This is a genomic window from Mycolicibacterium fallax (genome assembly GCF_010726955.1).
Classification (GTDB): domain Bacteria; phylum Actinomycetota; class Actinomycetes; order Mycobacteriales; family Mycobacteriaceae; genus Mycobacterium; species Mycobacterium fallax.
This window is the reverse complement of the sequence record NZ_AP022603.1, coordinates 1,926,588-1,953,401: the sequence shown is the minus strand read 5'-3', so window position 1 is coordinate 1,953,401 and position 26,814 is coordinate 1,926,588. Positions and strand designations below refer to the sequence as shown.

19 protein-coding genes and 1 tRNA gene are annotated in these 26,814 nt (G+C 72.5%); 11 read left to right on the top strand and 9 right to left on the bottom strand.

Features of this window, described 5'->3' with window-relative positions:
- Nucleotides 1-31 precede the first annotated feature (31 nt).
- The 3 genes from G6N10_RS09230 to G6N10_RS09220 all read right to left on the bottom strand — a co-directional run bounded on the left by G6N10_RS09230 (nt 32) and on the right by G6N10_RS09220 (nt 2,501).
- On the bottom strand, nt 32-1,336 hold the full coding sequence (locus G6N10_RS09230) for a hypothetical protein (RefSeq protein ID WP_085095132.1): 1,305 nt from the start codon (nt 1,334-1,336) through the stop codon (nt 32-34).
- Between the two features lie 81 nt (nt 1,337-1,417).
- Entirely contained in the window at nt 1,418-1,714 is a 297-nt protein-coding gene (locus tag G6N10_RS09225; RefSeq protein ID WP_085095130.1) for an MGMT family protein, read from the bottom strand.
- Between the two features lies 1 nt (nt 1,715).
- On the bottom strand, nt 1,716-2,501 hold the full coding sequence (locus tag G6N10_RS09220; protein ID WP_085095404.1) for an alpha/beta fold hydrolase: 786 nt from the start codon (nt 2,499-2,501) through the stop codon (nt 1,716-1,718).
- A 149-nt stretch (nt 2,502-2,650) separates the two neighbouring features.
- On the opposite strand from G6N10_RS09220, the gene G6N10_RS09215 reads away from it, so the two are divergent.
- The 3 genes from G6N10_RS09215 to G6N10_RS09205 all read left to right on the top strand — a co-directional run bounded on the left by G6N10_RS09215 (nt 2,651) and on the right by G6N10_RS09205 (nt 10,776).
- Nucleotides 2,651-4,108 carry an MDR family MFS transporter gene (locus G6N10_RS09215; protein WP_234810517.1) on the top strand — a complete coding sequence of 486 codons (1,458 nt, stop codon included), beginning with the start codon at nt 2,651-2,653 and terminating at the stop codon, nt 4,106-4,108.
- Between the two features lie 81 nt (nt 4,109-4,189).
- Nucleotides 4,190-7,351: a PD-(D/E)XK nuclease family protein gene (locus tag G6N10_RS09210; protein ID WP_407664022.1), complete on the top strand. Its 3,162-nt coding sequence runs from the start codon at nt 4,190-4,192 to the stop codon at nt 7,349-7,351.
- Nucleotides 7,348-10,776 carry an ATP-dependent DNA helicase gene (locus G6N10_RS09205; protein ID WP_085095123.1) on the top strand — a complete coding sequence of 1,143 codons (3,429 nt, stop codon included), beginning with the start codon at nt 7,348-7,350 and terminating at the stop codon, nt 10,774-10,776. Before G6N10_RS09210 ends, G6N10_RS09205 begins: the two co-directional genes overlap by 4 nt.
- Here the strand turns inward: G6N10_RS09205 and G6N10_RS09200 are convergent.
- Entirely contained in the window at nt 10,703-11,098 is a 396-nt protein-coding gene (locus G6N10_RS09200) for a DoxX family protein (RefSeq protein ID WP_085095121.1), read from the bottom strand. The genes G6N10_RS09205 and G6N10_RS09200 overlap by 74 nt on opposite strands.
- 45 nt (nt 11,099-11,143) lie before the next feature.
- Between G6N10_RS09200 and G6N10_RS09195 the strand changes: the two genes are divergently transcribed.
- On the top strand, nt 11,144-12,226 hold the full coding sequence (locus tag G6N10_RS09195; protein ID WP_085095119.1) for a potassium channel family protein: 1,083 nt from the start codon (nt 11,144-11,146) through the stop codon (nt 12,224-12,226).
- 8 nt (nt 12,227-12,234) lie between these two features.
- Entirely contained in the window at nt 12,235-13,164 is a 930-nt protein-coding gene (nudC, locus tag G6N10_RS09190; protein ID WP_085095117.1) for an NAD(+) diphosphatase, read from the top strand.
- Nucleotides 13,165-13,176: 12 nt separating this feature from the next.
- Here the strand turns inward: nudC and G6N10_RS20375 are convergent, their stop codons facing one another.
- Both G6N10_RS20375 and G6N10_RS09175 read right to left on the bottom strand, forming a co-directional pair.
- Nucleotides 13,177-14,889, bottom strand: coding sequence for a serine/threonine-protein kinase (locus G6N10_RS20375; protein ID WP_234810516.1), 1,713 nt, complete (start codon nt 14,887-14,889; stop codon nt 13,177-13,179).
- Nucleotides 14,889-15,131 carry a mycoredoxin gene (locus G6N10_RS09175; protein WP_085095115.1) on the bottom strand — a complete coding sequence of 81 codons (243 nt, stop codon included), beginning with the start codon at nt 15,129-15,131 and terminating at the stop codon, nt 14,889-14,891. The genes G6N10_RS20375 and G6N10_RS09175 overlap by 1 nt, the downstream gene beginning before the upstream one ends.
- 56 nt (nt 15,132-15,187) lie before the next feature.
- Between G6N10_RS09175 and G6N10_RS09170 the strand changes: the two genes are divergently transcribed.
- From G6N10_RS09170 to G6N10_RS09160, 3 genes are all read left to right on the top strand, one after another.
- The gene (locus G6N10_RS09170; protein WP_085095113.1) at nt 15,188-17,308 is read left to right on the top strand and encodes an ATP-dependent DNA helicase UvrD2; all 2,121 of its coding nucleotides are present in this window, start codon (nt 15,188-15,190) and stop codon (nt 17,306-17,308) included.
- A 134-nt stretch (nt 17,309-17,442) separates the two neighbouring features.
- A complete protein-coding gene (locus G6N10_RS09165) occupies nt 17,443-17,634 on the top strand; it encodes a hypothetical protein (RefSeq protein ID WP_085095111.1) in 192 nt (63 codons plus the stop codon).
- A 157-nt stretch (nt 17,635-17,791) separates the two neighbouring features.
- Entirely contained in the window at nt 17,792-18,058 is a 267-nt protein-coding gene (locus tag G6N10_RS09160; RefSeq protein ID WP_163742350.1) for a WhiB family transcriptional regulator, read from the top strand.
- Between the two features lie 530 nt (nt 18,059-18,588).
- Here the strand turns inward: G6N10_RS09160 and G6N10_RS09155 are convergent.
- The 3 genes from G6N10_RS09155 to G6N10_RS09145 are packed head-to-tail and all read right to left on the bottom strand — an operon-like array spanning nt 18,589 to nt 22,173.
- Entirely contained in the window at nt 18,589-19,923 is a 1,335-nt protein-coding gene (locus G6N10_RS09155) for a macrolide-binding ATPase MABP-1 (protein ID WP_085092486.1), read from the bottom strand.
- Between the two features lie 49 nt (nt 19,924-19,972).
- Nucleotides 19,973-20,803: a bacteriocin biosynthesis cyclodehydratase domain-containing protein gene (locus G6N10_RS09150; protein WP_085092484.1), complete on the bottom strand. Its 831-nt coding sequence runs from the start codon at nt 20,801-20,803 to the stop codon at nt 19,973-19,975.
- A gap of 35 nt (nt 20,804-20,838) precedes the next feature.
- Entirely contained in the window at nt 20,839-22,173 is a 1,335-nt protein-coding gene (locus tag G6N10_RS09145; protein WP_085092483.1) for a zinc-dependent metalloprotease, read from the bottom strand.
- 92 nt (nt 22,174-22,265) lie between these two features.
- Here G6N10_RS09145 and G6N10_RS09140 point away from each other — a divergent pair, with 92 nt between their 5' ends.
- From G6N10_RS09140 to G6N10_RS09130, 3 genes are all read left to right on the top strand, one after another.
- Nucleotides 22,266-23,288, top strand: a complete 1,023-nt coding sequence (locus G6N10_RS09140; RefSeq protein WP_085092482.1) for a YlbL family protein — start codon at nt 22,266-22,268, stop codon at nt 23,286-23,288.
- A gap of 103 nt (nt 23,289-23,391) precedes the next feature.
- Nucleotides 23,392-26,394 carry a UPF0182 family protein gene (locus G6N10_RS09135; RefSeq protein ID WP_085092481.1) on the top strand — a complete coding sequence of 1,001 codons (3,003 nt, stop codon included), beginning with the start codon at nt 23,392-23,394 and terminating at the stop codon, nt 26,392-26,394.
- Between the two features lie 282 nt (nt 26,395-26,676).
- Nucleotides 26,677-26,750, top strand: a tRNA-Met gene (locus G6N10_RS09130).
- The last annotated feature ends 64 nt before the right edge of the window (nt 26,751-26,814 follow it).

Genomic DNA, 26,814 nt, shown 5'->3' with positions numbered 1-26,814 from the left:
AACACAAACCGGTCCATCGCGACCGGGGTTCTCAGATGGCGTGGGCGGGGAATACCGTGACCGATCCGTTTGGGGCCCGGAGCATCTCGATCGCGACCTCCGCGCGTGGATCCTCGATACTGATCTCGTTGCCCAATTCATGGAGCAGGTGCGAGGTGTGCAGAAGCTCGTCCACCTCTCCGCGAGAGAACACCACGTCTCGGATACCTCGAGCGCGATCGAGCTCCAGATTCGACAGACCCGTTAGGACTTCAGCGATGCCGGCCTCAAGTTCTTCGAGGTGGCGTTGGTCGGTCTTGATTGCCCGAACAAAACTTTCGAACGCATTCGATTCGTCCATTTGGGCGTGCTCGACGGCCTGCAGAACCAGCACCCGCTTCTTCAGTGCGATCGCCAGTTCCGCAATGTCCAAGTGGGCACGGAAGAGCCCACCATTCCCGTCGTCTATACCTGTGAACTTTTCGCGAAGTGATGCGAGGCCAACCCGGCGCCCCTGGAACCTCTTGAGGGCTTTCTTCCACGTTTGCAGCCGGTGCTCAGCCTGGGCGACTGCGGTGTTGATCGTATGAACTGCGTTACCGAGCCCCACCGATGCGCCAATGCGGCCCTGATCGAGCAGGATGGCGGTCGCTGTTTCGATTGCAGATCGGCAGCCGTTCAGAGCAGTCCGTTCTTGCTGAAGTGCATCGTCATGCAACTTCTCCAGCAGCGAGGTGATCTTTTCGATCGCTTGCTGGCGTTTCTGCTCGGCGTGGGCACTGACTCCCACCGCTACCGCCATCAGCACCAGCGGCGCTGCAACCGTCAGCGCAGTGGCCGTGGCGGCGGTAGCTCCAACGGTCGCGGCCGAGCCGCCGACTGCGCCAGCGGCCGCGGCCTTACCCCCGGCTACTGGGATAAAGGTGGCCTGTGCGGCGATCCCCGAGGATTTCGTCAGCGCGCCGTAAATCCCTCCCGCCGCTGCCTTTGACGCCATCGGCTTCACCAACCCTGAGCTCCACTCAGAAGCCACCTTTGCCGGCACCACCATTCGGTAGAGGGTTTCGCTGCTGGCGCCGGCTTGGCCAACAGGTGTAGAGGTCTGCTTGATGAGATTGGACAGGTGCGTGGCGAGCGGGCTTGCCGCGTCGAGCGGCATCCCGGTGCTGCGGTCGAGATCTGTGGGGGCCGGATGGGCCTCAAGCGTCACGATGGGAGCCGCGGCCATCGCAGCCAGGACGCCGCGAAGCTCACGCAGACGTTCCGGCGACACTGCGTCAGCCAAGATCTCGGGGACGTTGACCTCTTGCGTCGTCAAAGTCCACACCGGTACTGCAGGCAGTCCGCTATTCGTCATTTGCTCATCCTCCCCGGCGCCACCGTCGTCCGCGGCGTCACTTTAACTTTCGCGCCCGACACCGCAGGTTGCAACCTGCGGTCAGAACACAAACCGGTACTCACCCAACGCAATTCGCCCGTCGTCGGCCAGCACCCCCTCGGCGCGCAGCAGCTCGAGCTGCCGGTTGCTCTTGTGGGTGGCCGGCCGCCCCGACGCGGCGATCACCCGGTGCCAGGGCAGGTCCGCGGCATCGGTGCGCAGAATCCAGCCGACGATCCGCGGGCTGGACAGCCCGGCGGCCGCCGCGACGTCGCCGTAGGTGACGACCCGGCCGGGCGGGACCGCGGCGATCAACGCGCGCACCCGCTCGATGTCGGCGTCGCCGACCTTGGCCATCTCAGTGGTCCAGCAGCTCGAGGATCAGCGCCGCGGTCTCGGCCGGCTTGGCCTGGGCCACCATGTGCAGGCAGTCCAGCTCGACCAGCCGCAGCGCGTCGCCCAACCGTTCGCGCAGCCCGCCGATCAGCTCCTCGGTCACATACGGCGGATCGGTCCAGCGGGCCCGGACCAGCACCGTCGGCGTCCCGGGCCGCGGGTAGGCCACCGGCCGGGCCAGCTCGCTCCAGTACGACACCATCGCCGGGATGCAGATCCGCCAGCCGAAACGACCGTTGGGCAGCGTGATCAGATGCTCGTCCACGTCGGCGTCGAGCAACTCGGGGTCGACGTCGGCCCACGACCCGCCGGACTTCTCCTCGCGCGCCTCCGCCCGGTCCGGGTAGTCGGGGGAGGACAGCATCGCCGCGGCGATCTGCGACATCCAGTCGCCGTCCAGACCCACCGCGGCGTCCAGCAGCACCAGCCCGGCGACCAGATCGGGACGCCGCTCGGCCAGCTGCACCGCCACCGCGCAGCCGAACGAATGACCGACAACCACGACCGGCCCGCCGCCGTCGGCCTCCAGCAGCGCGGCGAGCGCCGCAATGTTGGCGTCGAAGTTCCACGGCGCCGCCCACGACGAGCGGCCGTGCCCGATCAGGTCGGGTGCCAGGACCGGCACGTCGGGCAGGAAACCGTTTGCCAGATGCTCCCAGCGCCTGCCGTGGCCGGTCAGGCCGTGCAGGGCCAGCACCCGGGCGGGGCCGGCCGGGCCGTAGCGGTACACGTGCAGCGGTGCGGGCATGAGCGCCATGCTGCCACCCGCCGGATAACGTTTTGCGGGCCACGCCCGATGTCAATATCGTTTGCGGGCCACGCCCGATGTCAATATCGTTGCGTCTCCACCCAAAACCGCCGTGTCCACGCCGAAGCGACGCGGCCGCAGGAGGTTCCGTGCGCTCCGCCGCCGGCAAATCCCAGACCGAACATCCCAGCTCCGAGGCCGACCAGCGGGGCTCGTCCGCCGCCCTGCCCGCGGGCGCCGGGCTGGTCATCGCGGTCCTGGTGCTGGCCGCCTTCGTGATGCTGCTCAACGAGACCGTGCTCAGCGTCGCGCTGCCCACCCTCAGCGACCAGCTGCGGATCTCGACCTCCACCGTGCAGTGGGTGACCAGCGGTTTCCTGCTGACCACCGCGGTGGTGATCCCCACCACCGGCTACCTGCTGGAGCGGTTCACCGAACGCCAGGTGTTCCTGGCCGCCTGCCTGCTGTTCACCGCGGGCACCCTGATCTGCGCGCTCGCGGCCGGGTTCGGCGTGCTGATGGTGGGCCGGGTGCTGCAGGCCTGCGGCACCGCGATGGTGATGCCGCTGCTGATGACGACGGTCATGCGGATGGTCCCGGAATCCCGCCGCGGCGGCGTCATCGGCATCATCACCGTGGTCATCGCCTTCGCACCGGCCCTCGGCCCGACCGTCGGCGGGGTGATCCTGGCCCGGCTGGACTGGCGCTGGCTGTTCTGGAGCGTGCTGCCGCTGATGGTCCTGACCCTGGCCGTCGGTCTGGTCAAGCTCTCCGCGGGGGCCTCGGCCCGCGCGGTCCCGCTCGACGTGCTGTCCATCCCGCTGGCGGCGATCGGGTTCGGCGGCCTGCTCTACGGGCTGTCGGCGGTCGGCGCGGGCGGCACCGCGCCCGCGGTGACCGGGGTGACCCTGGGTGTCGGCGCGCTCGGGTTGACGGCGTTCATCCTGCGGCAACTGCGGATGCAGAAACGCGACCGCGCCATGCTGGACCTGCGCCCGATGGCCAACCGCACCTTCGCCGTCGCGCTGAGCATGGTCGCCATGCTGTTCATGTGCATGATCGCCGTCGTCGCGGTGCTGCTGCCGCTGTACCTGCAGACCGTGCACGGGGAGGGCACCCTGGTCAGCGGCCTGGTCATGCTGCCCGGCGGCCTGGTCCTCGGCGTGCTCGGCCCGATCGTCGGGCGGGTCTATGACCGGCTCGGCGCCCGCATCCTGGTGCTGCCCGGGGCGGTCATCTCGTTCGTCGGGCTGTGCCTGCTGGCGGTGCTCGGCGCGCACACTCCGCTGTGGCTGGTCGTCGTGGCGCACGTGCTGCTGATGTCGGGCGTCGGGATGATGATGACGCCGCTGATGACCGACGCGCTGTCGGCGCTTCCCGAGCAGCTGTACTCGCACGGCAGCGCGATCATGGCCACCGTGCAGCAGGTGGTGGGGGCACTGGGCATCGCGCTGTTCGTCACCGTTGCGGCGATGGCCACCCGCTCGGAGTTCCCGGTGCCCGACGCCGCCGGGCTGCACACCGCGTTCCTGCTCGGGGCGGTGATCGGCGGGGTCGTGGTCGCGATGGCGCTGCTGGTCAAGTCGCCCGCCCGCGCCGGGCGCTGACAGGGCCCGCTGCGCCGCGGGCGGCCCGCTGTGTCGGCGCCCGGAAATGTCGGACCGCCGTGCTGTCATGTCCCCATGACGATCAGCTACGCCGCCGAACTCCCGGGTGGTGCCGCCGCGCTGCACGACGCGCGCGGGATCGTCCGGGTGCTCGGCGGTCCCGGCACCGGCAAGAGCGCGCTGCTGATCGGCCTGGCCGCCGACCGGATCGCCGCCGGCGCCGACCCCGAATCGGTGCTGCTGCTCACCGGCGCCGGCCGGCCCGCCGCCGCCACCCGCGCCGCGCTGACCACCGCGCTGCTCACCACCGGCGTCGGCACGCCGGCGGAGTCGGCCGTGGTGCGCGAACCGCTGGTCCGCACCGCCCACAGCTACGCGTTCGCGCTGCTGGCCCGGGCCGCCCAGCGCGCCGGGGACCCGCCGCCGCGGCTGATCACCGGCACCGAGCAGGACGGCATCATCCGCGAACTGCTGGCCGGCGACCAGGCCGACGGCGCCGAACACTGGCCGCCGCCGCTGCGCCCCGCGCTGGGCACCGCCGCGTTCGCCACCGAACTGCGCGACCTGCTGGCCCGCTGCGCCGAACGCGGCCTCGACGGCACCGACCTGCGCCGCCTGGGCACCCGGATGCGCCGCCCGGAATGGGCGGCCGCCGGCCGGTTCGCCCAGCAGTACGAGCAGGTCATGCTGCTGCGCGCCGCGGTCGGGATGGCCGCCCCGCAGGCCACCGTGCCCGCCCTTGGCGCCGCCGAGATGATCGGCGCCGCCGCCGACGCGCTGCTCACCGACCCGGATCTGCTGGCCGCCGAACGGGCCCGGCTCAGCGTGCTGCTCGTCGACGACGCCCAGCACCTGGATCCGCAGGCCGTCCGCCTGGTCCGGCTGCTGGCCCCCGGCCCGGCGCTCACCGTCATCGCCGGTGACCCCAACCAGGCGGCGTTCGGGTTCCGCGGCGCCTCCCCGGAACTGCTGCTCGACGACGCCGACGGCCCGGCCCTGGAACTGCACGATTCGCACCGCTGCGCGCCGGCGGTCGCCGCGGCCATCACCGCGGTGGCCGCCGGGCTGCCCGGCGCCGGCCCGGCCCGCCGAATCGACGGCGCCGCCGCGCCGGCCGCGGACACCGCCGAGCCCGACCCGGGCCGGGTCCGCGCCCTGCTGGCCGGGTCCCCGCACGCCGAGGCCGCCGCCATCGCCGACGCGCTGCGCCGCGCGCACCTGATCGGCGGCACCCCGTGGTCGCAGATGGCCGTCATCGTCCGCTCGGTGTCCCGGGTCGGCGCCGCGCTGACCCGCACCCTGACCGCCGCCGGGGTGCCGGTGGCCCCCGGGCGCAGCCGCCCGCCGCTGGCCGAGAACCCGACCGTTCGGGCGCTGCTGACCGTGCTCGGCGCCGCCGACGACGGGCTGACCGGCGAGGACGCGCTGGCCCTGCTGTCCGGCCCGCTGGGCCGGCTCGACCCGGTCACGCTGCGCCAACTGCGCCGCGCACTGCGCCGGCTGGACGGCGCGGCCCCGCCGCTGGGCTTCGGCGAACTGGTCGTCGCGGCGCTGGCCGGCCCGGTGCCCGACGGGCTGGCCGGCCCGCACGCCCGCCCGCTGCAGCGGCTGAAGAAGGTGCTCGACGCGGCCGCGGCCGCCGGCTCCGACGACCCCCGCCGCGGCCTGTGGCAGGCCTGGCAGCGCAGCGGCTTGCAGGCCCGGCTGCTCGCGGCGATCGAGCGCGGCGGCCCCGGCGCCGCCCGCGCCGAGGCCGACCTCGACGCCGTCACCGAGCTCTTCGACATCGCCGACCAGTTCGTCGACCGCAGCCCCGGCGCGACCCCGGCCACCCTCGTCGACCACGTCCGGGGCCTGACCCTGCCGATCACCGCAACCGAACCGATCGAGGCCCCCGACGCGGTCACCGTGCTCAGCCCGCAGCAGTCCCTCGGCGCCGAATGGGACGTGGTGGTCATCGCCGGACTGCAGGAAGGCTTGTGGCCCAACACCATTCCGCGCGGCGGGGTGCTCGGCACCCAGGGCCTGCTGGACCTGCTCGACGGCGTCACCGGCACGGTTTCGGTGCGCGCCCCGCTGGTCGCCGACGAGCGCCGGCTGCTGCTGACCGCGATGGGCCGGGCCCGGCGGACGCTGATCGTCACCGCGGTGGACGCCGAGACCGGCGGCAGCGGCGACGGGGTGGAACTGCCCTCGGCGTTCTTCCACGAGATCGCCCGGCTGGCGATCCCCGGCGATCCGGGCGGCCCAGGCCCAGGCCCAGACCAAGCGCCGGCCCCGCTGATCGCGCCGGCGGTGCTCTCGGAGTCCTCGGTCGTCGGCCGGCTGCGCGCGGCGGTCTGCGCCCCCGACGGCGCGATCGAGGACGCCGACCGGTTCGCCGCCGCCAGCCAGCTGGCCCGGCTGGCCGCCGCCGGGGTGCCCGGCGCCGACCCGGCGCACTGGTACGGGCTGGCCCCGGTCAGCACCGACGCGCCGGTGTTCGCCGCCGACGCCGTCGTCGGGATGTCCCCGTCGGTGCTGCAGACGGTGACCGACTGCCCGCTGCGCTGGCTGGCCGAACGGCACGGCGGCGCCGATCCCCGCGATCTGCCGTCGGCGCTGGGCACCCTGGTGCACGCCCTGATCGCCGACGGGCACCGCGGCCCCGAGGCGCTGGCCAACGAACTGGAAAAGCTTTGGGAGCAGCTGCCTTTCGGATCGCCGTGGCATGCCCGCAACGAGCTGCGCCGGCACCTGGCCATGCTGGAGGCGTTCCACGACTGGCGGGCCCGCACCCGCGGCGAGCTCACCGAGGTCGGCACCGAGCTGGCGGTGACCGGTGCCCTCGACGAGCGGGTGGCGGTCCGTGGCCGGGCCGACCGGGTGGAGCGCGACGAGGCCGGCCGACTGGTGATCGTCGACATCAAGACCGGCCGCAGCCCGGTCAGCAAGGCCGACGCCGCCGCGCACGCCCAGCTGGCCATGTACCAGCTGGCCGTCGCCGAGGGCCTGCTCGGCGCGGAGGAGACCCCCGGCGGGGCCCGGCTGGTCTACCTGGCCAAGACCGGCCGCGACGGGGCCACCGTGCGCGAGCAGGATCCGCTGACCGAGCAGACCCGGGCCGACTGGCGCCAGCGGATCGACGCCGCGGCGGCCGACATGGCCGGCCCGGCCTACACCGCCCGGCGCAACACCGGCTGCGGCAACTGCCCGATGCGGGCCGGCTGTCCCGCGCACCGCGACCCGGGGAGCCGCCGATGAACCCGCTGTCACCGACCGAACTCGCCGACATCCTCGGCCTGCACCAGCCCACCGACGAGCAGGCCGCCGTCATCGCCGCCCCGCCGGGGCCGCTCGTCGTGATCGCCGGCGCCGGTGCCGGCAAGACCGAGACGATGGCCGCCCGGGTGGTGTGGCTGGTCGCCAACGGCTACGCCACCCCCGGGCAGGTGCTCGGGCTGACCTTCACCCGCAAGGCCGCCGGCCAACTGGCCCGGCGGGTCCGCACCCGGCTGGCCCGGCTGGCCGCCGCCGGCCTGGTGCCGCCGGGCACCGTCGACGACACCCCGCCCGCGGTGGCCACCTATCACGCGTTCGCCGGCACCCTGCTGACCGAGTTCGGGCTGCTGTTGCCGGTGGAGCCCGACGCCCGGCTGATCGACCGGACCGAGACCTGGCAGCTGGCCTTCGACGTGGTCAGCCGCTACCCGGGCGCCCTGGAGATGGAACGGACCCCGGCCGCGGTCACCGGCATCGTGCTGGACCTGGCCGGCCAGCTGGCCGAGCACCTGGTGGACACCGACGCGGTGCGGTTCACCCACCAGGAGCTGGGCCGGCTGATCACCACCCTGCCGCCGGGTCCGCGCCAGCGCGCCGAGCCGACCAAGGACCTGCTGGCCATTCTGGAGATCCAGGAGCAGCGCGCCGAGCTGGTGCCGCTGATCGACGCCGTCGCCGCCCGGATGCGCGAGGCCAAGGTGATGGACTTCGGCGCCCAGATGTCGGCGGCGGCCCGGCTGGTGCAGCGCACCCCCGAGGTCGGCCGGGCGCTGCGCGAGCGCTACCGGGTGGTGCTGCTCGACGAGTACCAGGACACCGGCCACGCCCAGCGGGTGCTGCTGTCCGGACTGTTCGGCGGGGGTGCCGACGACGGCCTGGCGCTGACCGCGGTGGGCGACCCGATCCAGTCCATCTACGGCTGGCGCGGCGCGTCGGCGACCAACCTGCCGCGTTTTGCCACCGACTTCCCGCTGGCCGATGGCGGCCCGGCGCCGATGCTGGAACTGCGCACCAGCTGGCGCAACCCGCCCTCGACGCTGCGGCTGGCCAACGCGGTGTCCGAACCGGCCCGCCGGCGATCGGTGGAGGTCGGCGAGCTGTTGCCCAAGCCCGGCGCCGAACCGGGCACCGTCGCGCTGGCGCTGTGCCCCGACGTCGTCGCCGAACGCCGCTGGGTCGCCGAACAGATCGCCCGCCGCTGGCACGCCGCGACCGCCGCCGGCCAGGACCCGCCGACCGCCGCGGTGCTGGTCCGGCGCAACGCCGACTCCGCCCCGATCGCCGAGGAACTGCGCGCCCTCGGGGTGCCCGCCGAGGTGGTCGGGCTGGCCGGGTTGCTGGCCATCGACGAGGTCGCCGACGTGGTGGCGATGCTGCGGCTGGTCGCCGACCCGGCCGCCGGCAGCGCCGCGCTGCGGGTGCTGACCGGGCCGCGCTGGCGGCTGGGCGCCGCCGACCTCGCCGCGCTGTGGCGCCGGGCCCGCGACCTGGACTACCGGCCCGGGGCCGCCGCGACGGCAACGGCGGCCGCGGCGGTCGTCGCCGAGCTGGCGCCCGACGCCGACAGCCCCGCGCTGGCCGATGCGATCTGCGATCCCGGCCCCGCACAGGCCTACTCCCCGGCCGGGCACCGCCGGATCACCGCGCTGGCCGCCGAGCTGACCGCGCTGCGCGCCCAGCTGCAGCACCCGCTGGCCGACCTGGTCGCCGCGGTGCGGGCCACCCTCGGCGTCGACGTCGAGGTCACCGCCGCGCACGGCGGACCGGGCCGCAGCGGCACCGAGCAGCTCGACGCGTTCGCCGCCGTCGTCGACGGCTACGCCGCCCGGGTCAGCGCCCGCGACACCGACCCGGTGCTGGGGCTGCTCGGCTACCTGGACGCCGCCGTCGAGCAGGAGGGCGGTCTGAGCCCGGCGGAGGTCACCGCCGCGGCCGACCGGGTGCAGATCCTGACCGTGCACGCCGCCAAGGGCCTGGAGTGGCAGCTGGTCGCGGTGCCGCACCTGTCGGCCGGGGTGTTCCCGTCCGGGGCCACCGGCCGGACCTGGTTGAGCAGCCCCGGCGACCTGCCGCCGGTGCTGCGCGGGGACCGGGTCACCCTCGGCGAGCACGGCGTCCCGGTGCTCGACACCGCGGAGGTCACCGACCGCAAGCAGCTGGCCGACATCATCGCCGCGCACAAGGCGCAGCTGGCCCAGCGCCGCAACGACGAGGAACGCCGGCTGCTGTACGTCGCGCTGACCCGCGCCGAGGACACCCTGCTGATCTCCGGTCACCACTGGGGCGAGACGGGGCAAAAGCCGCGCGGGCCCTCGGAGTTCCTCACCGAGCTCGCCGGCATCATCGAGGCCGACCGCGCCGCCGGCGACCCCTGCGGCGAGGTCGACCAGTGGGCCCCGGAGCCACCGGTCGGCGCGCAGAACCCGTTGCAGGAGAACACCGTCGAGGTGTCCTGGCCCGACGATCCGCTCGGCGGTGCCCGCGCCGACGTGCAGCGCGGGGCCGCGCTGGTGGCCGCCGCGATGGCCGCGGCTGGCACCGATGCCGCTCCCGAACCCGAACCCGCCGAACCAGATCCCGAATCCGCCGCGCCCGGGGACCCGCACGGCTGGGCCGCCGAGGTCGACGCGCTGCTGGCCGAGCGGGCCCGCCCGCGGCAGGCCCGGCCGGCCGCGCTGCCCCCGCAACTGTCGGTCAGCGCGCTGGTCGACCTGGACCGCGATCCGACGGCGGCGGCGATCCGGCTGCGCCGCCGGCTGCCGTCGCGCCCGGACTCGCACGCGCTGCTGGGCACCGCGTTTCACGAATGGGTGCAGCGGTTCTACCGCGCCGACCGGCTCTTCGACCTGGAGGACCTGCCCGGCGCCGCCGACGCCGCGCCGGTGGACCCCGACCAGCTGGCCGCGCTGCAGGCCGCGTTCACCGCCTCGCCGTGGTCCAACCGCACCCCGGTCGACATCGAGGTGCCCTTCGAGATGTCCATCGGCGGCAAGGTGGTGCGCGGCCGGATCGACGCGGTGTTCGCCGACGGCGACGACTTCACCGTGCTGGACTGGAAGACCGGCTCACCGCCGACCGACCCGGAAACCCTGCGCCAGAACGCGATTCAGCTCGCGGTGTACCGAATCGCGTGGGCCGGCCTGCGCGGCTGCGACCCCGAACAGGTCCGCGCGGCGTTCCACTACGTGCGCTCCGGTGACACCGTCTACCCGGAGGCGCTGCCCGGCGCCGGGCAGCTGGCGGCGCTGATCGGCCGCGCCGAGGGCGCCGCCGAGACCGCCGCCGAGACCGCCGAGACGGCAACCGAGCCCGCCGCCCAGGCCGCCACCGGCGCTAGGAGTGCCGCCACACCCGGCGCGCCGCCAGGATCATCGGGATCTGCAACGGCAGCCGCGCCAACGCGATGAGCCGCATCGGCAGTGGCTTGTGCCACCACTGCACCGCCATGTAGATGTTCGCCGGGTAGACCCCGATGAACACCAGCATCGCGGCCAGCCCGCCGGCCCGCCGGGTCTGCGGCGCCGCCAGCAGGGCCGCCGTGCCGAGCTCGGCGACCCCGGAGGCGTAGGTGTAGAGCCGCTGGCCGCCGGGCAGCTGCTCGGGCACGATCGCGTCGAACGGTTTGGGCGCCGCGAAATGCACCACGCCCATCAGGCCGAGCGTCGCGGCCATGCCGAGCGCGAGTTTGCCGGGATCGGGTGCGTCGGTCCGGCTCAGGGGAAGGGTCATGCTTTCATTGTGGGGTGCGTCGGGCGGAATCGGTGAGTCAACGGCGTGGCCAGTAACAGACTGCGCCGCCGGCTGCGCGGCCTCGATGACAGCCTCACCAACAAGCCGGTGGCGGTGCTGGCGGACACCCTGCACATGCCGGAGCGGTTCGTCAGCCCGGTCAACCGAATCACTCGCCGGATCCTGTACGCCCTCGGCGCACTGTTCGCCGCGGTGTTCATCGTCTACATCGACCGGCATGGCTACATTGACGCGCAGGGCAACGAGCTGTCGTTCCTGGACTGCCTGTACTACGCCACGGTGTCGCTGTCGACGACCGGTTACGGCGACGTCACCCCGATCAGCCCGTCGGCCCGGCTGGTCAACGTCCTGGTCATCACCCCGCTGCGGGTGGCGTTCCTGATCGTGCTGATCGGCACCACCGTCGAGACGCTGACCGCGGCGTCGCGGCAGGCGTTCAAGATTCAGCGTTGGAGGAGATCGGTGCGTAAACACACCATCGTCGTCGGCTACGGCACCAAGGGAAAGACCGCGATCGCCGCGATGGTCAGCGACGGGGTGCCGCCCGCGGAGATCGTCGTCGTCGACACCGACCCGGTGATGTTGGAGCGGGCCGCCTCGGCGGGCCTGGTCACCGTCCGCGGCGACGCCAACCGCGCCGACGTGCTGCGGCTGGCCGGCGCCCAGCACGCCTCCTCGATCATCGTGGCGCCCAACAGCGACCCGACCGCGGTGATGGTCACCCTGACCGCCCGCGAACTCGCGCCGAACGCCAAGATCATCGCCTCGATCCGGGAGTCGGAGAACCAGCACCTGCTCAAGCAGTCCGGCGCGGACTCGGTGGTGGTGTCCTCGGAGACCGCCGGCCGGCTGCTGGGCATCGCCACCGCGATGCCCAGCGTGGTGGAGCTGATCGAGGACCTGCTGACCCCGGACGCCGGTTTCGCGATCTCCGAGCGCGCGGTCGAGCGCAAGGAGATCGGCGGGTCGCCCAAGCACCTCGGCGACATGGTGCTGGGCATCGTGCGCGACGGGAAGCTGATGCGGGTCGGGGACCCGCGGGCCGACGCGGTGGAGGCCGAGGACCGGCTGCTCTACGTCCGCACCGTCGCCGACGAGGATGCCTGACCTCCGCGATGGCTGACTTCCGGCTGCGCGCGGTCCCGCTGCTGTCCCGGGTGGGCGCCGACCGCAGCGACGAACTGCGCACCGACATCGACGCCGCCGTGGCCGGCTGGACCGACGCCGCGGTGCTATGGGTCGACGGCCGGGGCCAGGCGCTGGTCGCGGGCAACACCGTGGTGCTGTCATCGACCGGCGGGCTGGGCGACACCCCGCCGGCCGAGGCGGTGTTTGTCGGCCGGCTGCCCGACGGCCGGCACGCCTGGGCGCTGCGCGGCCCGCTGCCCGACCCGGGCGACGCGGCGGCCCGGGTGGTGGATCTGCGCCGCGGCGGGGTGGACCTCGACGACCTCAGCGCCCAGCTGCTGGTCACCGCGACCGCCCTGCTGAACTGGCACGACAACGCGCGGTTCAGCCCGATCGACGGGACCCCGACCCGGGTGGTGCGCGCCGGCTGGGCCCGCGCCGATCCGGTGACCGGCCGGGAGGAGTTCCCGCGGATCGACCCGGCGATCATCGCGCTGGTGCACGACGGCGCCGACCGCATCGTGCTGGCCCGCCAGCACGGCTGGCCGGAGCGGATGTACTCGCTGCTGGCCGGGTTCGTGGAGGCCGGCGAATCCTTCGAGACCTGCGTGGTGCGCGAGATCCGCGAGGAGATCGGCATCGACGTCACCGACGTGCGCTACCTGGGCAGCCAGCCGTGGCCGTTCCCGCGGTCGCTGATGGTGGGCTTCCACGCCCTCGGCGACCCGGCCCAGGCGTTCGCCTATCTCGACGGCGAGATCGCCGAGGCCCGCTGGTTCAGCCGCGCGCAGGTGTGCGCGGCGCTGGCCGCCGGGGATTGGACGACGCCGGGGTCGACCGCCGAGTACCTGCTGCCCGGCGCGGTGTCGATCGCCCGGGAGATCATCGAGTCCTGGGCCTACGCCGAGCAGGGCTGACCACCCGGCGTCCTACCTGGCGGCGTGGACCACGATCTCCGAGAGCCGGGTGCGGCTCTGGCCGTCGGTGCTGCCGAGGGTGGAAATCCACACCAGCAGATGGGATGTCGGCTCTGTCGCGCCGACGGTGATGGTGTTGTCGCCGGGGGTCAGGGTGGTCGGCCCGGCCAGCACGGTGGTGTCGGCCAGCGACGCGGGGTTGGCGGTCTGCGCCGAGCGGATCTCGACGGCGGTTCCGGTGCTGGGTACCGCCACGCTCACGGTGGCGACCCGGGTCGGGCTGGGCAGGGTGAGCATCAGGCCGACGCCGGCCTTGAAGGTCGGGAACGGCGTCGCGTCGGAGTAGATGTCGGTGGTCCACCCGGTGTCCGGGTTGCCGTCGATGGCCCGCCCGGCCCGGTCCGGGTGGTCGGGTTCACCGCCGACCGAGAACACCGTGGCCTGCGTCGGCGTGACGACGGGACCGGGCTCGGCGGCGTCGTCGCCGCCGGGGAGCCCGATCGCGACGGCGACGACCAGCATCACCGCGGCCGCCGCGGCGGCCAGCACGACGATCCAGCGGCGCCGCCGGTTCGGTGCCGGGGTCTCCGCGGGTTCGGCGAGCTCCGGCGGCAGCGGCGGGGGAGTCGGCGCCACGGCCGCGGGCACGACCGCCGGCGGCGGCACGGCAGGAGGCGGCACAGCAGGAGGCGGCACGGCAGGGGGCAGCACGGCAGGGGGCAGCGCATCGGCCGGCAGGATCCGGGTGTCGGGGTAGCCCGGGCCGGGGGTTTCCAGCTGCCGCGTCGGGTTCGGACCGAACGGCCCACCCGGCCCGGTAGGCCCGGTAGGCGTCGGCAGCTCCCCGGTGAAGTCCGGCATCGCCATCTCTGCGGTGGACAGCACCGGCGCCGACCCGCCCTCGGTGAGCGCGGCCCGGGCGGCCGCGGCCAGCGACGGGGCGCTGCTGAAGCGCTGGTCGGGGTCCACGGCCATGCCCCGGGCGATGACCGCGTCGAACGCCGCGGGCACCGCCGGGTTGACCTCGCTGGGCCGCGGCGGCGGCTCGTGCACGTGCGCGTAGAGCTGACGCTCCAGCGACTCCCCGGCATACGGCTTGGACCCGGTGAGGCACTCGAAGAGCACGCAGGCCAGCGAGTAGACGTCGGCGCGGTGGTCGGCGACACCGCGGGTGAGCCGCTCCGGCGCGATGTAGGCCGCGGTCCCGATCGTCGCATCGGTGTTGGTCAGCTGCGCCTCGCCGGGCGCGCGGGCGATCCCGAAGTCGATCAGGTACAGGAAGTTCTTCGGCGTGACGAGCAGGTTGCCGGGCTTGATGTCGCGGTGCTCCAGACCGGCGTCGTGCGCGGAATCCAGTGCGGCAGCGGCCTGTTCGATCAGCGACACGGCCTGCTCGGGCGGCAGCGGGCCCTTTTTGAGCATGCTGGCGACGTCGGTTCCGGCGATCAGCCGCATCGCGATGAACAGCCGGCCGTTGATCTCCCCGGAGTCATAGATCGGCACCACGTGCGGCTCGTCGATGCCGGCCGCCACCAGCGCCTCGCGCTTGAACCGGGCCACGAACACCGGGTCGCTGGCCGCCCCGGCGTGCAGCACCTTCAGCGCGACCTCGCGGTTGAGCGCGGTGTCGTAGGCCCGGTACACCTGACCCATCCCGCCGGTGCCGAGGGTCCCGCGCAGCCGGTACCGGCCGAACTCCTCGTCCATGCCGGCCTCCGCGGTCATCAGATGCCCAGCTTCGCCTTGACCTCGCGGATGCTCGGGTTGGTCATCGTGCTGCCGTCGGGGAACTTCAGCGTCGGGACGGTCTGATTGCCGCCGTTGACCCCGGCCACGAACTTCGCGGCCGCCGGATCGTGCTCGATGTCGACCTTGCCGTAGTCGATGCCGGCGGCCTTCATCTGGGTTTCCAGCCGGCGGCAGTAGCCGCACCACACCGTGGTGTACATGATCAGTTGGTCGCTCATAGTGCCTACCAACGTATCGGACCTGTCGGTGCGGCCTGACAGACTGGGCGCGAACCATGAACGCGATCTCCTCGGCCCTGGTGGCCGGTCTCGACGACGAGCAGCGTGCGGCCGTGCTGGCCGGGCGCGGCCCGGTGTGCGTGCTGGCCGGCGCCGGCACCGGCAAGACCCGGACCATCACCCACCGGATCGCGCACCTGGTGGCCTCCGGCCACGTCGCGGCCTCGCAGGTGCTGGCGGTGACGTTCACCGCCCGCGCCGCCGGGGAGATGCGCGGCCGGCTGCGCGCGCTGGAGTCGTGCGACGGCGGGGTGGCCCGGCTCGGCTCGGTGCAGGCCCTGACCTTTCACGCCGCCGCCCGCCGTCAGCTGCAGTACTTCTGGCCCCGGGTGGTCGGCGGCACCGGCTGGCAGCTGCTGGACAGCAAGTTCGCCATCGTCGCGCAGGCCGCCAACCGGGCCAGGGTCGGCACCGGCACCGACACCGTCCGGGACCTGGCCGGCGAGATCGAGTGGGCCAAGGCGTCGCTGATCACCCCGGAGGGCTACGCCGCCGCGGCCGCCAAGACCGCCCGCGACGTGCCGATGGACGCCGCCCAGATCGCCACCGTGTACGCGAACTACGAGTCGCTCAAGGCCCGCGGCGAGGTGGCGCTGCTGGACTTCGACGACCTGCTGCTGCACACCGCCGCGGCCATCGAGAACGACGCCGCGGTCGCCGGGGAGTTCCGCGACCGGTACCGCTGCTTTGTCGTCGACGAGTTCCAGGACGTCACCCCGCTGCAGCACCGGGTGCTGACGGCGTGGCTGGGGGAGCGCGACGACCTGACCGTCGTCGGCGACGCCAACCAGACCATCTACTCGTTCACCGGCGCCACCCCCAACTACCTGCTGGACTTCTCCCGGCGCTACCCGGAGGCGACGGTGGTGCGGCTGGAGCGCGACTACCGGTCCACCCCGCAGGTGGTGTCGCTGGCCAACCGGGTGATCGGGGCGGCGCGCGGCCGGGTCGCCGGCAGCCGGCTGCAGTTGATCGGACAGCGCCCGCCCGGCCCGGAGCCGACGTTCGACGAGTATCCCGACGAGGTCGCCGAGGCCACCGGGGTGGCGCGGGCCATCGCCGCGTTGATCGAGGCCGGCACCGAGCCCGCCGAGATCGCCGTGCTGTACCGGATCAACGCCCAGTCCGAGGTGTACGAGGAGGCGCTGACCGCGGCGTCCATCCCGTTCCAGGTCCGCGGCGGCGAGGGGTTCTTCAGCCGCCAGGAGATCCGGCAGGCGCTGGTCGCGCTGCAGCGCGCCGCCGAGCGTCGGCCCGACCCGGACACCGACCTGGCCGGGCTGGTCCGCGAGCTGCTCGAACCGCTGGGGCTGACCGCGGCGCCGCCGACCGGCGCGCGGGCCCGGGAACGCTGGGACGCCCTGGACGCGCTGGCCGAGCTGGTCGACGAGGAGCTCACGCTGCGCCCGGAGCTGGACCTGCCCGCGCTGGTCGCCGAGCTGCGGGTGCGCGCCGACTCCCGGCACCCACCGGTGGTGCAGGGCGTCACGCTGGCGTCGCTGCACGCGGCCAAGGGGCTGGAGTGGGATGCGGTGTTCCTGGTCGGGCTGGCCGACAACACCCTGCCGATCTCGCATGCGCTGGCGCACGGCCCGGACAGCGAGGCGGTCGAGGAGGAGCGCAGGCTGCTCTACGTCGGGGTGACCCGGGCGCGCGAGCATCTCGGCCTGAGCTGGGCGCTGGCCCGGGCGCCGGGTGGCCGGCAGTCCCGGCGGCCGTCGCGGTTCCTCAACGGGATCGCGCCGCAGAGCGCGACGACGGCGGCCCGCCCGGCTCGGTCCGGGTCGCGGCGCGGCAAGGGTGGGCCGGCGCGGTGCCGGGTGTGCAACGCGGTGCTGAGCGAGCGGGACGCGATCATCGTCGGCCGGTGTTCGACCTGCCCGTCGAATCTGGACGAGACGCTGTTGGCCGAGCTGAAGGACTGGCGCTCGCGGATGAAGGACGAGCTGAAGGTGCCCGCCTACGTGGTGTTCACCGACAACACCCTGATCGCGATCGCCGAATCGCTGCCCACCGACGCGGCGGCGCTGACCGCGATTCCCGGGATCGGCGCGCGCAAACTGGAGCAGTTCGGCGACGACGTGTTGGCGATGGTGCGCGCCCGCGCCGACGGCTGAGCGATGAGGGACACATAACCGCAGGTCAAAAATGGGTTGTGGCGATCGCCGCGGGGCGGTTAGCCTCGAACCCGTCGACCGTGCCAGCCGGCCGTCGACACGTGGAAATTTTCGGACCCGAGAGGAGGGGCGACATGAACAGCATCACCGTAACCGTGGATGCCGTGCAGTTCGCCGCTCCCGTCGCCGCCCTGGCGACCGTTGCGCTGTTTGCCGCCTGGCATGCCGCCGCCGCGCCGTTTGCCGGCTGGCAGGCCGCTGCCGCCGCTCCGGCGGCCAAGCGTCACGCCGCGACGACCGGGTCCCCGATTCGAGGTTTTGCCTAGCCAGAACCACGAGCAGCCGAAATGGCCACGGACCCGATCACCCGGATCCGTGGCCATTGTTTTTCGCGGGACAGCCCGCCGAAACCCTGGTCACCGCTCCGGCCCCACCGAGTCGCTCCCGCGATCGACTCGCCCGACCAGGAAGCAGGTGAACACGATGACCGCACCGACCCTCGAACGAACGCGCCCCGCCCTGCCGTGTCATGTCAACGATGCGGACCTGTGGTTCGCCGACGACCCGGCGGACCTGGAGACGGCCAAGCAGCTGTGTGGCGCGTGCCCGCTGCGACGGGCCTGCCTGACGGCCGCTCTCGAGCGCGCCGAGCCCTGGGGCGTCTGGGGCGGGGAGATCCTGGAGCGGGGAGCGATCGTCGCCCGCAAGCGCCCCCGCGGCCGCCCCCGCAAGACCCCCGCCGCCGCCTGACGGTGGGCCGGCCCGCCCCTGGTGAGGGATTGGGCCGGCCCCTGGTGAGGGGTGGCCGGTCTGCCCCTGGTGTGGGGTTGGGCCGGCCCACTTGGGGTCAGGGCCGGCGGGCACTCCTGACTCGGCCGGCGGGCACTCCTGACTCGGCCGGCCTGGCTGCTCCTGAGCCGGCCGGTTTGGCCGCTCCACGCCGAGCTGACCGGCCCTCTCGCTCTGGTGCGCCCTCCGGCTGTCGGCTCCGGTTCGGTCGGGCCCGCTGCCCGGCGCGGACCGGCCCCCTTGCCTCGCCCGCCCCACGTGCTTCCTTTCGGCCAGCCGGGGGTTGTCGCTCACCGTGGCACAGAGTCGCTAGGGGCGAGAATCCGTCGCTCATAGGTGGGCACTCGGCGCATGCCTTCGATGGCGGGCCTGCTGAGGCGCCGGTGTTCACTGAGGCGCCAGTGTCTGTTGTGGCTCTGGTGCGTGCTGAGCCTGCCGGGGCCGATGGTGCCCGCCAGCCGGCCCCGCCCCGCCGCCGGTAGCCCCGCGCTCTACTCCGCGTCCGCGAACCCCGGCACCAGCTCGTCGGCGATCTGCCGCACCGGCACGTGCGCGTCCAGCTGGCACGAGATCGCCACAATCGAGGCGATCACCCGCATCGGGATGATCAATCGCGGCGGGATGTTCATCTGCCGCGCCGTCTTGAGCTGCCCGGGGGCCCGGTCCATGTTGTTCGCCGCCATCCGCTGCAACCACTTGCGGTTGTAGTGGAAGACCGGCACCCCCAGCGGCTCGACGTACTGCCTGAGCATGTTGTCGATGTCGTCGATGTTGACAGTCGAGACCTGACCGCCGGACTGGATGAAGCCGATCCGCTCCATCGTCGGCAGCAGCTTGTCGTACTCCTTGTCCACCGAGTACCGCAGGATCTCGCCCAGCTCGCGGGGCTGCCCGCCCGGCATCGGCGCCACCGCACCGAAGTCGATGATGCCCATCTTGTTCCCGGGCATCAGCATGAAGTTCCCCGGATGCGGATCGCCGTGCATCAGCCCGACCCGCAGCGGCGCGTCGCTGGTCAGTTCGAACAGCCGGTAGCCCATCAGATCGCGCTGCTCGCGGGTGCCGTTGCGGATGATCTCCGCCAGCGGAATGCCCTCGATCCACTCGCTGATCACCACCTTCGGCGCGCTGGCCACCACGTGCGGCACCACGAAGTGCGGATGCCCGTCGTAGGCCTTGGCGAACGCCCGCTGATTGTCGGCCTCCAGCCGGTAGTCCAACTCCATCTCGGTGCGCTCGATCAGCTCGTCGATCACGCCCTGCACGTCCGCGCCCGGCGCCACCTGCTTGAACACCGACACCAGCCGCTTCATCGTCTTCAGGTCCGCGCGCAGCGCCTCGTCGGCACCCGGGTACTGGATCTTGACGGCCACCTCGCGCCCGTCGTGCCACACCGCCTTGTGCACCTGCCCGATGCTCGCCGACGCCTTCGGCGCGTCGTCGAACGACGCGAAACGCTCCCGCCAGCGGGTCCCGAGCTGCCCGTCGAGCACCCGGTGCACCTTGTCCGCCGGCAGCGGCGGCGCGTCCTTCTGCAGCTTGGTCAGCGCCTCGCGGTACGGCTTGCCGTACTGCTCGGGGATCGCGGCCTCCATCACCGACAGCGCCTGCCCGACCTTCATCGCGCCGCCCTTGAGCTCCCCGAGCACCTGAAACAGCTGCTTGGCGGCCTTGTCCATCAGCTCGGCGTTGACCTCATCCTTGGACGCGCCGGTCAGCCGCTTGCCCAGGCCCAGTGCGGCGCGGCCCGCCACCCCGCCGGCCAACCCGACCAGCTTGGCGTTGCGGGCCATCCCGGTGCGCTTGATCTCTGCCACGCGGACCATCATCCCCCAACCGGCTGAACATAACCGCGGCTATTGGCAACGCGCGCTGTCAGCAGCCGCAGGCCGGATGCTTGGGCCAGCGCCGGGTCAGGATCGACCCCGCCCCGACATCGACCTCCAGCGTCGTCCACAGCGTCGCCGGCGCCGGCCCAGACCCGGACCCGCCGGACCGGACCGCCGCCATCACCGCCGACACCTGCCGCAGCGCCAGCGCCACCGTCGCCAGCAGGGTGGCCCGATCCGCCGACCCGACCCGGTCGCGCAGCTGAGCGGCCAGCGCCGGCCACTCCGGGTCCCGGTCGGTGCGGTGCAGATCCGCGCAGCGCAGGCACGACGTCGTGCCCGGCAGCACCAGCGGCCCCACCACCCCGAGCCCGTCGCGAAACCGCACCGGCAGGTGCGCGACCCGCCCGCGGGTCAGCTCGCGGACCAGTCGCGGGTTGACCACCTGGGTGTCGGCCAGCAGCACCAGGTCGGTGCCGGCCGGACTGACGGTGAAGTGCGGGCCGGTGCTGCGGCTGATCCGGGCACCGCTGCAGCGCAGCCCGTCGGCCAGCGCCGTCGCGATCGGCCCGGGCCCATGCACCCGGATCACCGGGGTCCGCACCGCCGCCGCCGACGGCGCGACGTCCAGCAACCCCGCCGCGCGCAGCCCCCGCACCAGCTCGTCGATCACCGGGCCCGGATACCGCGCCGTCAACGACGACAGCTCGGCCCCGGCCTGCAGTTCCGCAAGCACCGCGGCCAGCCCGGCCGGATCGAGCCCGTCGTCGGGCCGGACCAGCACCGCGCGGCGCGGATCCCAGCCGATTTGGGCGCTGCCGTCGGGCCGGCACAGCACCGCCAGATGCGGGTCGAGCCGATACCGCGGTCCGGTCATACCGCAGCCAAGCACGCCGCCGGCGCGCTGTCAGTTCAGTCCTGGCTGGGGTCCTCGGGGGGACTGCCGAACTGCCGCTCCAGCTTGGCGATCTCGTCGTCGATACCGGAGGTGTCCCCGCCGATCACCCGGTCGATGAACCCGGCCGGCTCGTCCAGGTCGGCACTGCCGGGCAGCAGGTCCGGGTGCCCCCAGACGCCCTCGCGCACGTCGATCCCGACGGCGTCGGTCAGCCGCTGCCACAGCGCGGCCGCCTCGCGCATCTTGCGCGGCCGCAGCTCCAGGCCCACCAGGGTGGCGAAGGTCTGCTCGGCCGGCCCGCCGGAGGCGCGCCGGCGGCGCAGCGTCTCGGCCAGCGCCGCCGCGCCCGGCAGCCGGTCGCCCAGCGCCGCGGCGACGACGGTCTGCACCCAGCCCTCGACCAGCGCCAGCAGCGTTTCCAGCCGCTCCAGGGCGGCGGTCTGCTCGGGGGAGATCTTCGGCTCGAAGATGCCCTCGCCGAGCAGCTGCTCCATCTGCGCCGGGTCGGTCATCGCCATCGGGTTCAGGCCCTGGGCCAGCTCCTCGATGCCGGAGATGTCGATGGTGATGCCCTTGGCGTAGGACTCGACCGCGCCCAGCAGCTGCGGCGCCAGCCACGGCACCCCGGCGAACAGCCGGTGGTGGGCGGCCTCGCGGGCGGCCAGGAAGGTCAGGATCTCGCTCTTGGGCTGCTCCAGGCCCTCGGAGAACGCGTCGATCGCCGCGGGCATCAGCGCGGCGGTGCCGACCGGCCCGAGCGGCAGCCCGATGTCGGTGGAGGTCAGCACCTCCTTGCTCAGCGTGCCCAGCGCCTGCCCGAGCTGCGAGCCGAACGCCATCCCGCCCATCTGCGACATCATCGCCAGCAGCGGCCCGGCCATCGCCTTGGCCTCCTCGGGCATCGCCTGGGTCCACACCGAGGAGATCTGCTCGGCGACCGGGTCGCACAGCCGCTTCCAGGTGCCCAGGGTGTGGTCGATCCAGTCCGACGGGGTCCACGCCACGGCCGAGGTGCTGCCCGCGGGCAGCGCGGTGACCGCGTCGAGCCAGGTGTCGGCCAGGTGCAGGGCGTCGCCGACGGCCTGGGTGGTGCCGGCCGGGATCGGCGCGACGAACCCGATCGAGTTGGACGCCAGCTGGCGGGCCAGGTCGTAGTTGACCGCCCCGCCCGAGCCCGACGCCATCGCGCTGCCCGCCCCGGCGAACATCTGGCCCAGCTTGGTGAACAGCTCGCCCAGGTCACCGGGGTTGAACCCGGCCCCGCCCAGCCCGAACGGGTCGGCGCCGCGCGCCTTGTCGCGGTCGTCGCCGTCCCCGCCTGAGGAGAATCCGAACGGAAGATCAGCCATCCCTCAACGGTACTGGTCGCGGGCCGGGCGTGCGTAGGCCCGGGTTGTGCTCTCAGAGAAGCCGCCGCACCCAACCGTCTACGCTGTCCGACGTGAACAGGCGGGTCATGACCCTGATGGTGGCGTTGGCGCCGATCCTGGTGTTCGGGGTGCTGCTCGGGGCGGTGCGGGTGCCGTTCGTGTCGCTGGGGCCCGGGCCGACGTTCGACACCCTCGGCGAGTACGACGGCAAGAAGGTCGTCGACGTCCGCGGCGCCGACCTCAAGGCCTACGGCGGGCACCTGAACATGACCACCGTCGCCCAGCGCGACGGCCTGACCCTGGCCCAGGCGATGCTGATGTGGCTGTCCGGGCGCGAGCAGATCGTGCCCCGGGCCATGGTGTTCCCGCCGGACAAGACCAAAAAGGACGTCGAGGACCAGAACTCGAAGGACTTCAAGCGCTCCGAGGACAGCGCCGAGTTCGCCGCGCTGGGCTACCTGGACTACCCGAAGGCCGCGACCGTGCAGTCGGTGACCGACGACGGCCCGGCCAAGGGGCACCTGGAGCCCGGCGACGCGGTCGACGCCGTCGACGGACACCCGATCGCCACCGTCGATGAGTTCACCGAGTACCTGAAGAACACCAAGCCCGGCCAGCGCGTCGTCATCGACTACCGGCGCAAGAACGAGCCGCCCGGCATCGCCGCCATCACGCTGGGGCCCGGTCCGGAACCGGACCGCGGCTACGTCGGGGTCGCGGTGATGGACACCCCGTGGGCCCCGTTCGAGATCGACTTCAACCTGGCCAACGTCGGCGGCCCGTCGGCCGGGCTGATGTTCAGCCTCGCCGTCGTCGACAAGCTGACCGACGGCGACCTCAACGGCGGCAAGTTCGTCGCCGGCACCGGCACCATCAACCCGGCCGGGGAGGTCGGCTCGATCGGCGGCATCACCCACAAGATCCTGGCCGCCGAGGAGGCCGGGGCCGAGGTGTTCCTGGTGCCGGCCGGCAACTGCGCGGAGGCCGAGACCGCGCACAACGGCGGCATGACGCTGGTGAAGGTGGACACGCTGACCTCGGCGGTCGACGCGCTGAAGTCCCTCACCGCCGGCGGCGACGCCCCCACCTGCTGAAACGCCGCGGCTGCCGACTCGCCTGGGAGTTTGCGTAGAGTTGTGGCGAACCGGCCTCGGTCCGAGGTCGCCCCACGCCATCGACACCCCCAGGAGCGCAGACGTGGCAATGAGGCCCGCGGCCCGGATGCCGGCACTTACCCGACGCAGCCGGATGCTGATCGTGTTGGCCGCGCTGGCCATGCTGGCGCTGCTGGCCGGCCCCCGGGTGATCGACACCTACGTCGACTGGCTGTGGTTCGGCGAACTGGGCTACCGGTCGGTGTTCACCACCGTGCTGGGCACCCGGCTGCTGGTGTTCGCCGCGGTGTTCCTCGGCGTCGGGGCGATCGTGTTCGCCGGGCTGGCGCTGTCCTACACCATGCGGCCGGTGTTCGTGCCGGTGTCCGGGCCGGAGGATCCGGTGGCCCGCTACCGGACCGCCGCGCTGATGCGGCTCAAGCTGTTCGGGTTCGGCATTCCCGCGGTGATCGGCCTGCTGGCCGGGCTGGTGGCGCAGTCCTACTGGGTGCTGGTGCAGCTGTACCTGCACGGCGGCAGCTTCGGCATCACCGATCCCGAATTCGGCAAGGACATGGGCTTCTACGCCTTCGACCTGCCGTTCTACCGGATGCTGCTGACCCTGCTGATGGTGGCGTTCTTCCTGGCGCTGCTGGCCAACCTGGTCGGCCATTACATCTTCGGCGGCCTGCGGCTGACCGGTGGCGACGGCATGCTGTCGCGTCCGGCGCGCATCCAGCTGGTGGCGATCGTCGGGGTGCTGGTGCTGCTCAAGGCCGTCGCCTACTGGATGGACCGCTACGAGCTGCTCAGCCACACCCGCGCCGGCAAGCCGTTCACCGGGGCGGGCTACACCGACATCAACGCGGTGCTGCCGGCCAAGATGATCATGCTGGCCATCGCGGTCATCTGCGCGATCGCGGTGTTCTCCGCGCTGGTGCTCAAGGACTTGCGGATCCCGGCGATCGGTCTGGTGCTGCTGCTGGTGTCCTCGCTGGTGATCGGCGCGGGCTGGCCGATGATCGTCGAGCAGTTCTCGGTGAAGCCGAACGCCGCGCAGAAGGAGTCGGCGTTCATCCAGCGCTCCATCACCGCCACCCGAGACGCCTACGGGCTGACCGAGGAGCACGTCACCTACCGCGACTACAGCGGCGACACCCCGACCACGGCCAAGGAGATCGCCGCCGACCGGGCCACCGTGTCCAACATCCGGGTGCTCGACCCGGCGATCGTGGCCCCGGCGTTCACCCAGTTCCAGCAGGGCAAGAACTTCTACAGCTTCCCCGACCAGCTGTCCATGGACCGCTACACGATGGGTGACGGGCAGCTGCGCGACTTCGTCGTGGCGGCCCGCGAACTCAACCCGACCCGGCTGATCGACAACCAGCGCGACTGGATCAACCGGCACTCGGTGTACACCCACGGCAACGGGTTCATCGCCTCCCCGGCCAACACGGTGCGCGGCATCGCCAACGACCCGAACCAGAACGGCGGCTACCCGCAGTTCCTGTCCTCGGTGGTCGGCGCGGGCGGCACCGTGGTGTCCCCGGGCCCGGCGCCGCTGGACCAGCCGCGGATCTACTACGGCCCGATCATCGCCAGCACCGCGGCCGACTACGCGATCGTCGGCGACAACGGCGAGGGGGATCGGGAGTACGACTACGAGACCAACACCGAGACCAAGAACTACACCTACACCGGCTCCGGCGGCGTGCCGATCGGCAACTGGCTGAACCGCTCGCTGTTCGCGGCGAAGTTCGCCGAGCGCAACTTCCTGTTCTCCGGGGTGATCGGCCCGGACTCCAAGCTGCTGTTCAACCGGGACCCGGCCAAGCGGGTGCAGGCCGCCGCGCCGTGGCTGACCACCGACTCCAGCCAGTACCCGGCGATCGTCAACAAGCGGCTGGTGTGGATCATCGACGGCTACACCACCCTGGACAACTACCCGTACTCGGAGCTGACCTCGCTGTCCTCGGCGACCGCGGACTCCAACGAGGTGGCGCTGAACCGGCTGGTGCCCGACAAGCAGGTGTCCTACATCCGCAACTCGGTGAAGGCCACCGTCGACGCCTATGACGGCACCGTCACGCTGTACGCCCAAGACGAGGCCGACCCGGTGCTGCAGGCCTGGATGAAGGTGTTCCCGGGCACGGTCAAGCCCAAGAGCGACATCTCCGAGGAGCTCGCCGAGCACCTGCGCTACCCGGAGGACCTGTTCAAGGTGCAGCGCGCGCTCCTGGCCAAGTACCACGTCAACGATCCGGTGGAGTTCTTCTCCGCGCAGGACTTCTGGGACGTGCCTGCCGACCCGAACCCGACGGCGTCGAGCTACCAGCCGCCGTACTACATCGTGGCGCAGAACCTGGCCGCGCAGAACAAGACGGCGTCGTTCCAGCTGACCAGCGCGATGAACCGGCTGCGGCGGGACTTCCTGGCGTCCTACATCAGCGCCAGCAGTGACCCGGACACCTACGGCAAGATCACCGTGCTGACCATCCCGGGGCAGGTCAACGGCCCCAAGCTGGCGTTCAACGCGATGAGCACCGACACCACCGTCAGCCAGGACCTGGGCATGATCGGCCGGGACAACCAGAACCGGATCCGCTGGGGCAACCTGCTGACCCTGCCGGTCGGGACCAGCGGCCTGCTGTATGTGGCGCCGATCTACGCCTCGCCCAACACCGACGCCGGATCGACGTACCCGCGGTTGATCCGGGTGGCGATGATGTACGGCGACCGGGTCGGTTACGGCCCGACGGTCCGCGATGCGCTGGACGGCATCTTCGGCCGCGGCGCCGGCGCGGCGGCCACCGGCCCGGCCCCGGCCGCCGGCGGCGCCCCGCCGCCGGCCGCGGTTCCCGACGGCGAGCAGCCGGCCGCGACCCCGGACGGCGCGCAGAACGTCCCGGCCGCGCCGCTGCCGGCCGCCGCGCTGCCCCCGGGCGCCCCGGTGACGCTGTCGCCGCAGAAGTCCGCGGCGCTGACCGAGATCGGCCAGGCCCTGGATGCGGCCCGCAAGGCGCAGCAGTCCGGCAACTTCGGCGAGTACGGCCAGGCACTGGACAAGCTCAACGACGCGATGGACAAGTACGACAGCGCGCCGTAGCGGCTGACGGGCGGCGCGGTGGGGGACCGCCGGCCGGGCGACGGGTCCGGCGGTTGCCGCCGGCTAGGTGGACGTGTGGCGCCTGCGTGAATTCTGCGGTGGCGGGCGGTATTTCGGCGGCGTGCGCTTCGTGCTCGCGTGGTGCTGCGACGGCTTGCCCCTGAGGATGGCTGTTCTGCGTCGCCGATGGCCGGTCTTTGACCGTGCAATCGCCGGCGATTAACGGTGCTGAGCAGGCGATTTGGAGCGTTCGACCCCGCCCGGTAACCTAGTCATTACCGCCGCGGGGTGGAGCAGCTCGGTAGCTCGCTGGGCTCATAACCCAGAGGTCGCAGGTTCGAATCCTGTCCCCGCTACTATGTGAGCAGGTCAGAGGCTGTTTTGCCTCTGACCTGCTTTCTTTTCAAGACCCTGAATCGA

What these genes read in the sequence shown, in the direction of transcription:
- G6N10_RS09200 (WP_085095121.1), bottom strand. Translation starts at nt 11,098, where the DNA reads ATGACCCTTCCCCTGAGCCGGACCGACGCACCCGATCCCGGCAAACTC.
- G6N10_RS09205 (WP_085095123.1), top strand. Translation starts at nt 7,348, where the DNA reads ATGAACCCGCTGTCACCGACCGAACTCGCCGACATCCTCGGCCTGCAC.
- G6N10_RS09225 (WP_085095130.1), bottom strand. Translation starts at nt 1,714, where the DNA reads ATGGCCAAGGTCGGCGACGCCGACATCGAGCGGGTGCGCGCGTTGATC.
- G6N10_RS09170 (WP_085095113.1), top strand. Translation starts at nt 15,188, where the DNA reads ATGAACGCGATCTCCTCGGCCCTGGTGGCCGGTCTCGACGACGAGCAG.
- G6N10_RS09175 (WP_085095115.1), bottom strand. Translation starts at nt 15,131, where the DNA reads ATGAGCGACCAACTGATCATGTACACCACGGTGTGGTGCGGCTACTGC.
- nudC (WP_085095117.1), top strand. Translation starts at nt 12,235, where the DNA reads ATGGCTGACTTCCGGCTGCGCGCGGTCCCGCTGCTGTCCCGGGTGGGC.
- G6N10_RS09150 (WP_085092484.1), bottom strand. Translation starts at nt 20,803, where the DNA reads ATGACCGGACCGCGGTATCGGCTCGACCCGCATCTGGCGGTGCTGTGC.
- G6N10_RS09160 (WP_163742350.1), top strand. Translation starts at nt 17,792, where the DNA reads ATGACCGCACCGACCCTCGAACGAACGCGCCCCGCCCTGCCGTGTCAT.
- G6N10_RS09165 (WP_085095111.1), top strand. Translation starts at nt 17,443, where the DNA reads ATGAACAGCATCACCGTAACCGTGGATGCCGTGCAGTTCGCCGCTCCC.
- G6N10_RS09220 (WP_085095404.1), bottom strand. Translation starts at nt 2,501, where the DNA reads ATGCCCGCACCGCTGCACGTGTACCGCTACGGCCCGGCCGGCCCCGCC.
- G6N10_RS09155 (WP_085092486.1), bottom strand. Translation starts at nt 19,923, where the DNA reads ATGGTCCGCGTGGCAGAGATCAAGCGCACCGGGATGGCCCGCAACGCC.
- G6N10_RS20375 (WP_234810516.1), bottom strand. Translation starts at nt 14,889, where the DNA reads ATGACCGCGGAGGCCGGCATGGACGAGGAGTTCGGCCGGTACCGGCTG.
- G6N10_RS09145 (WP_085092483.1), bottom strand. Translation starts at nt 22,173, where the DNA reads ATGGCTGATCTTCCGTTCGGATTCTCCTCAGGCGGGGACGGCGACGAC.
- G6N10_RS09230 (WP_085095132.1), bottom strand. Translation starts at nt 1,336, where the DNA reads ATGACGAATAGCGGACTGCCTGCAGTACCGGTGTGGACTTTGACGACG.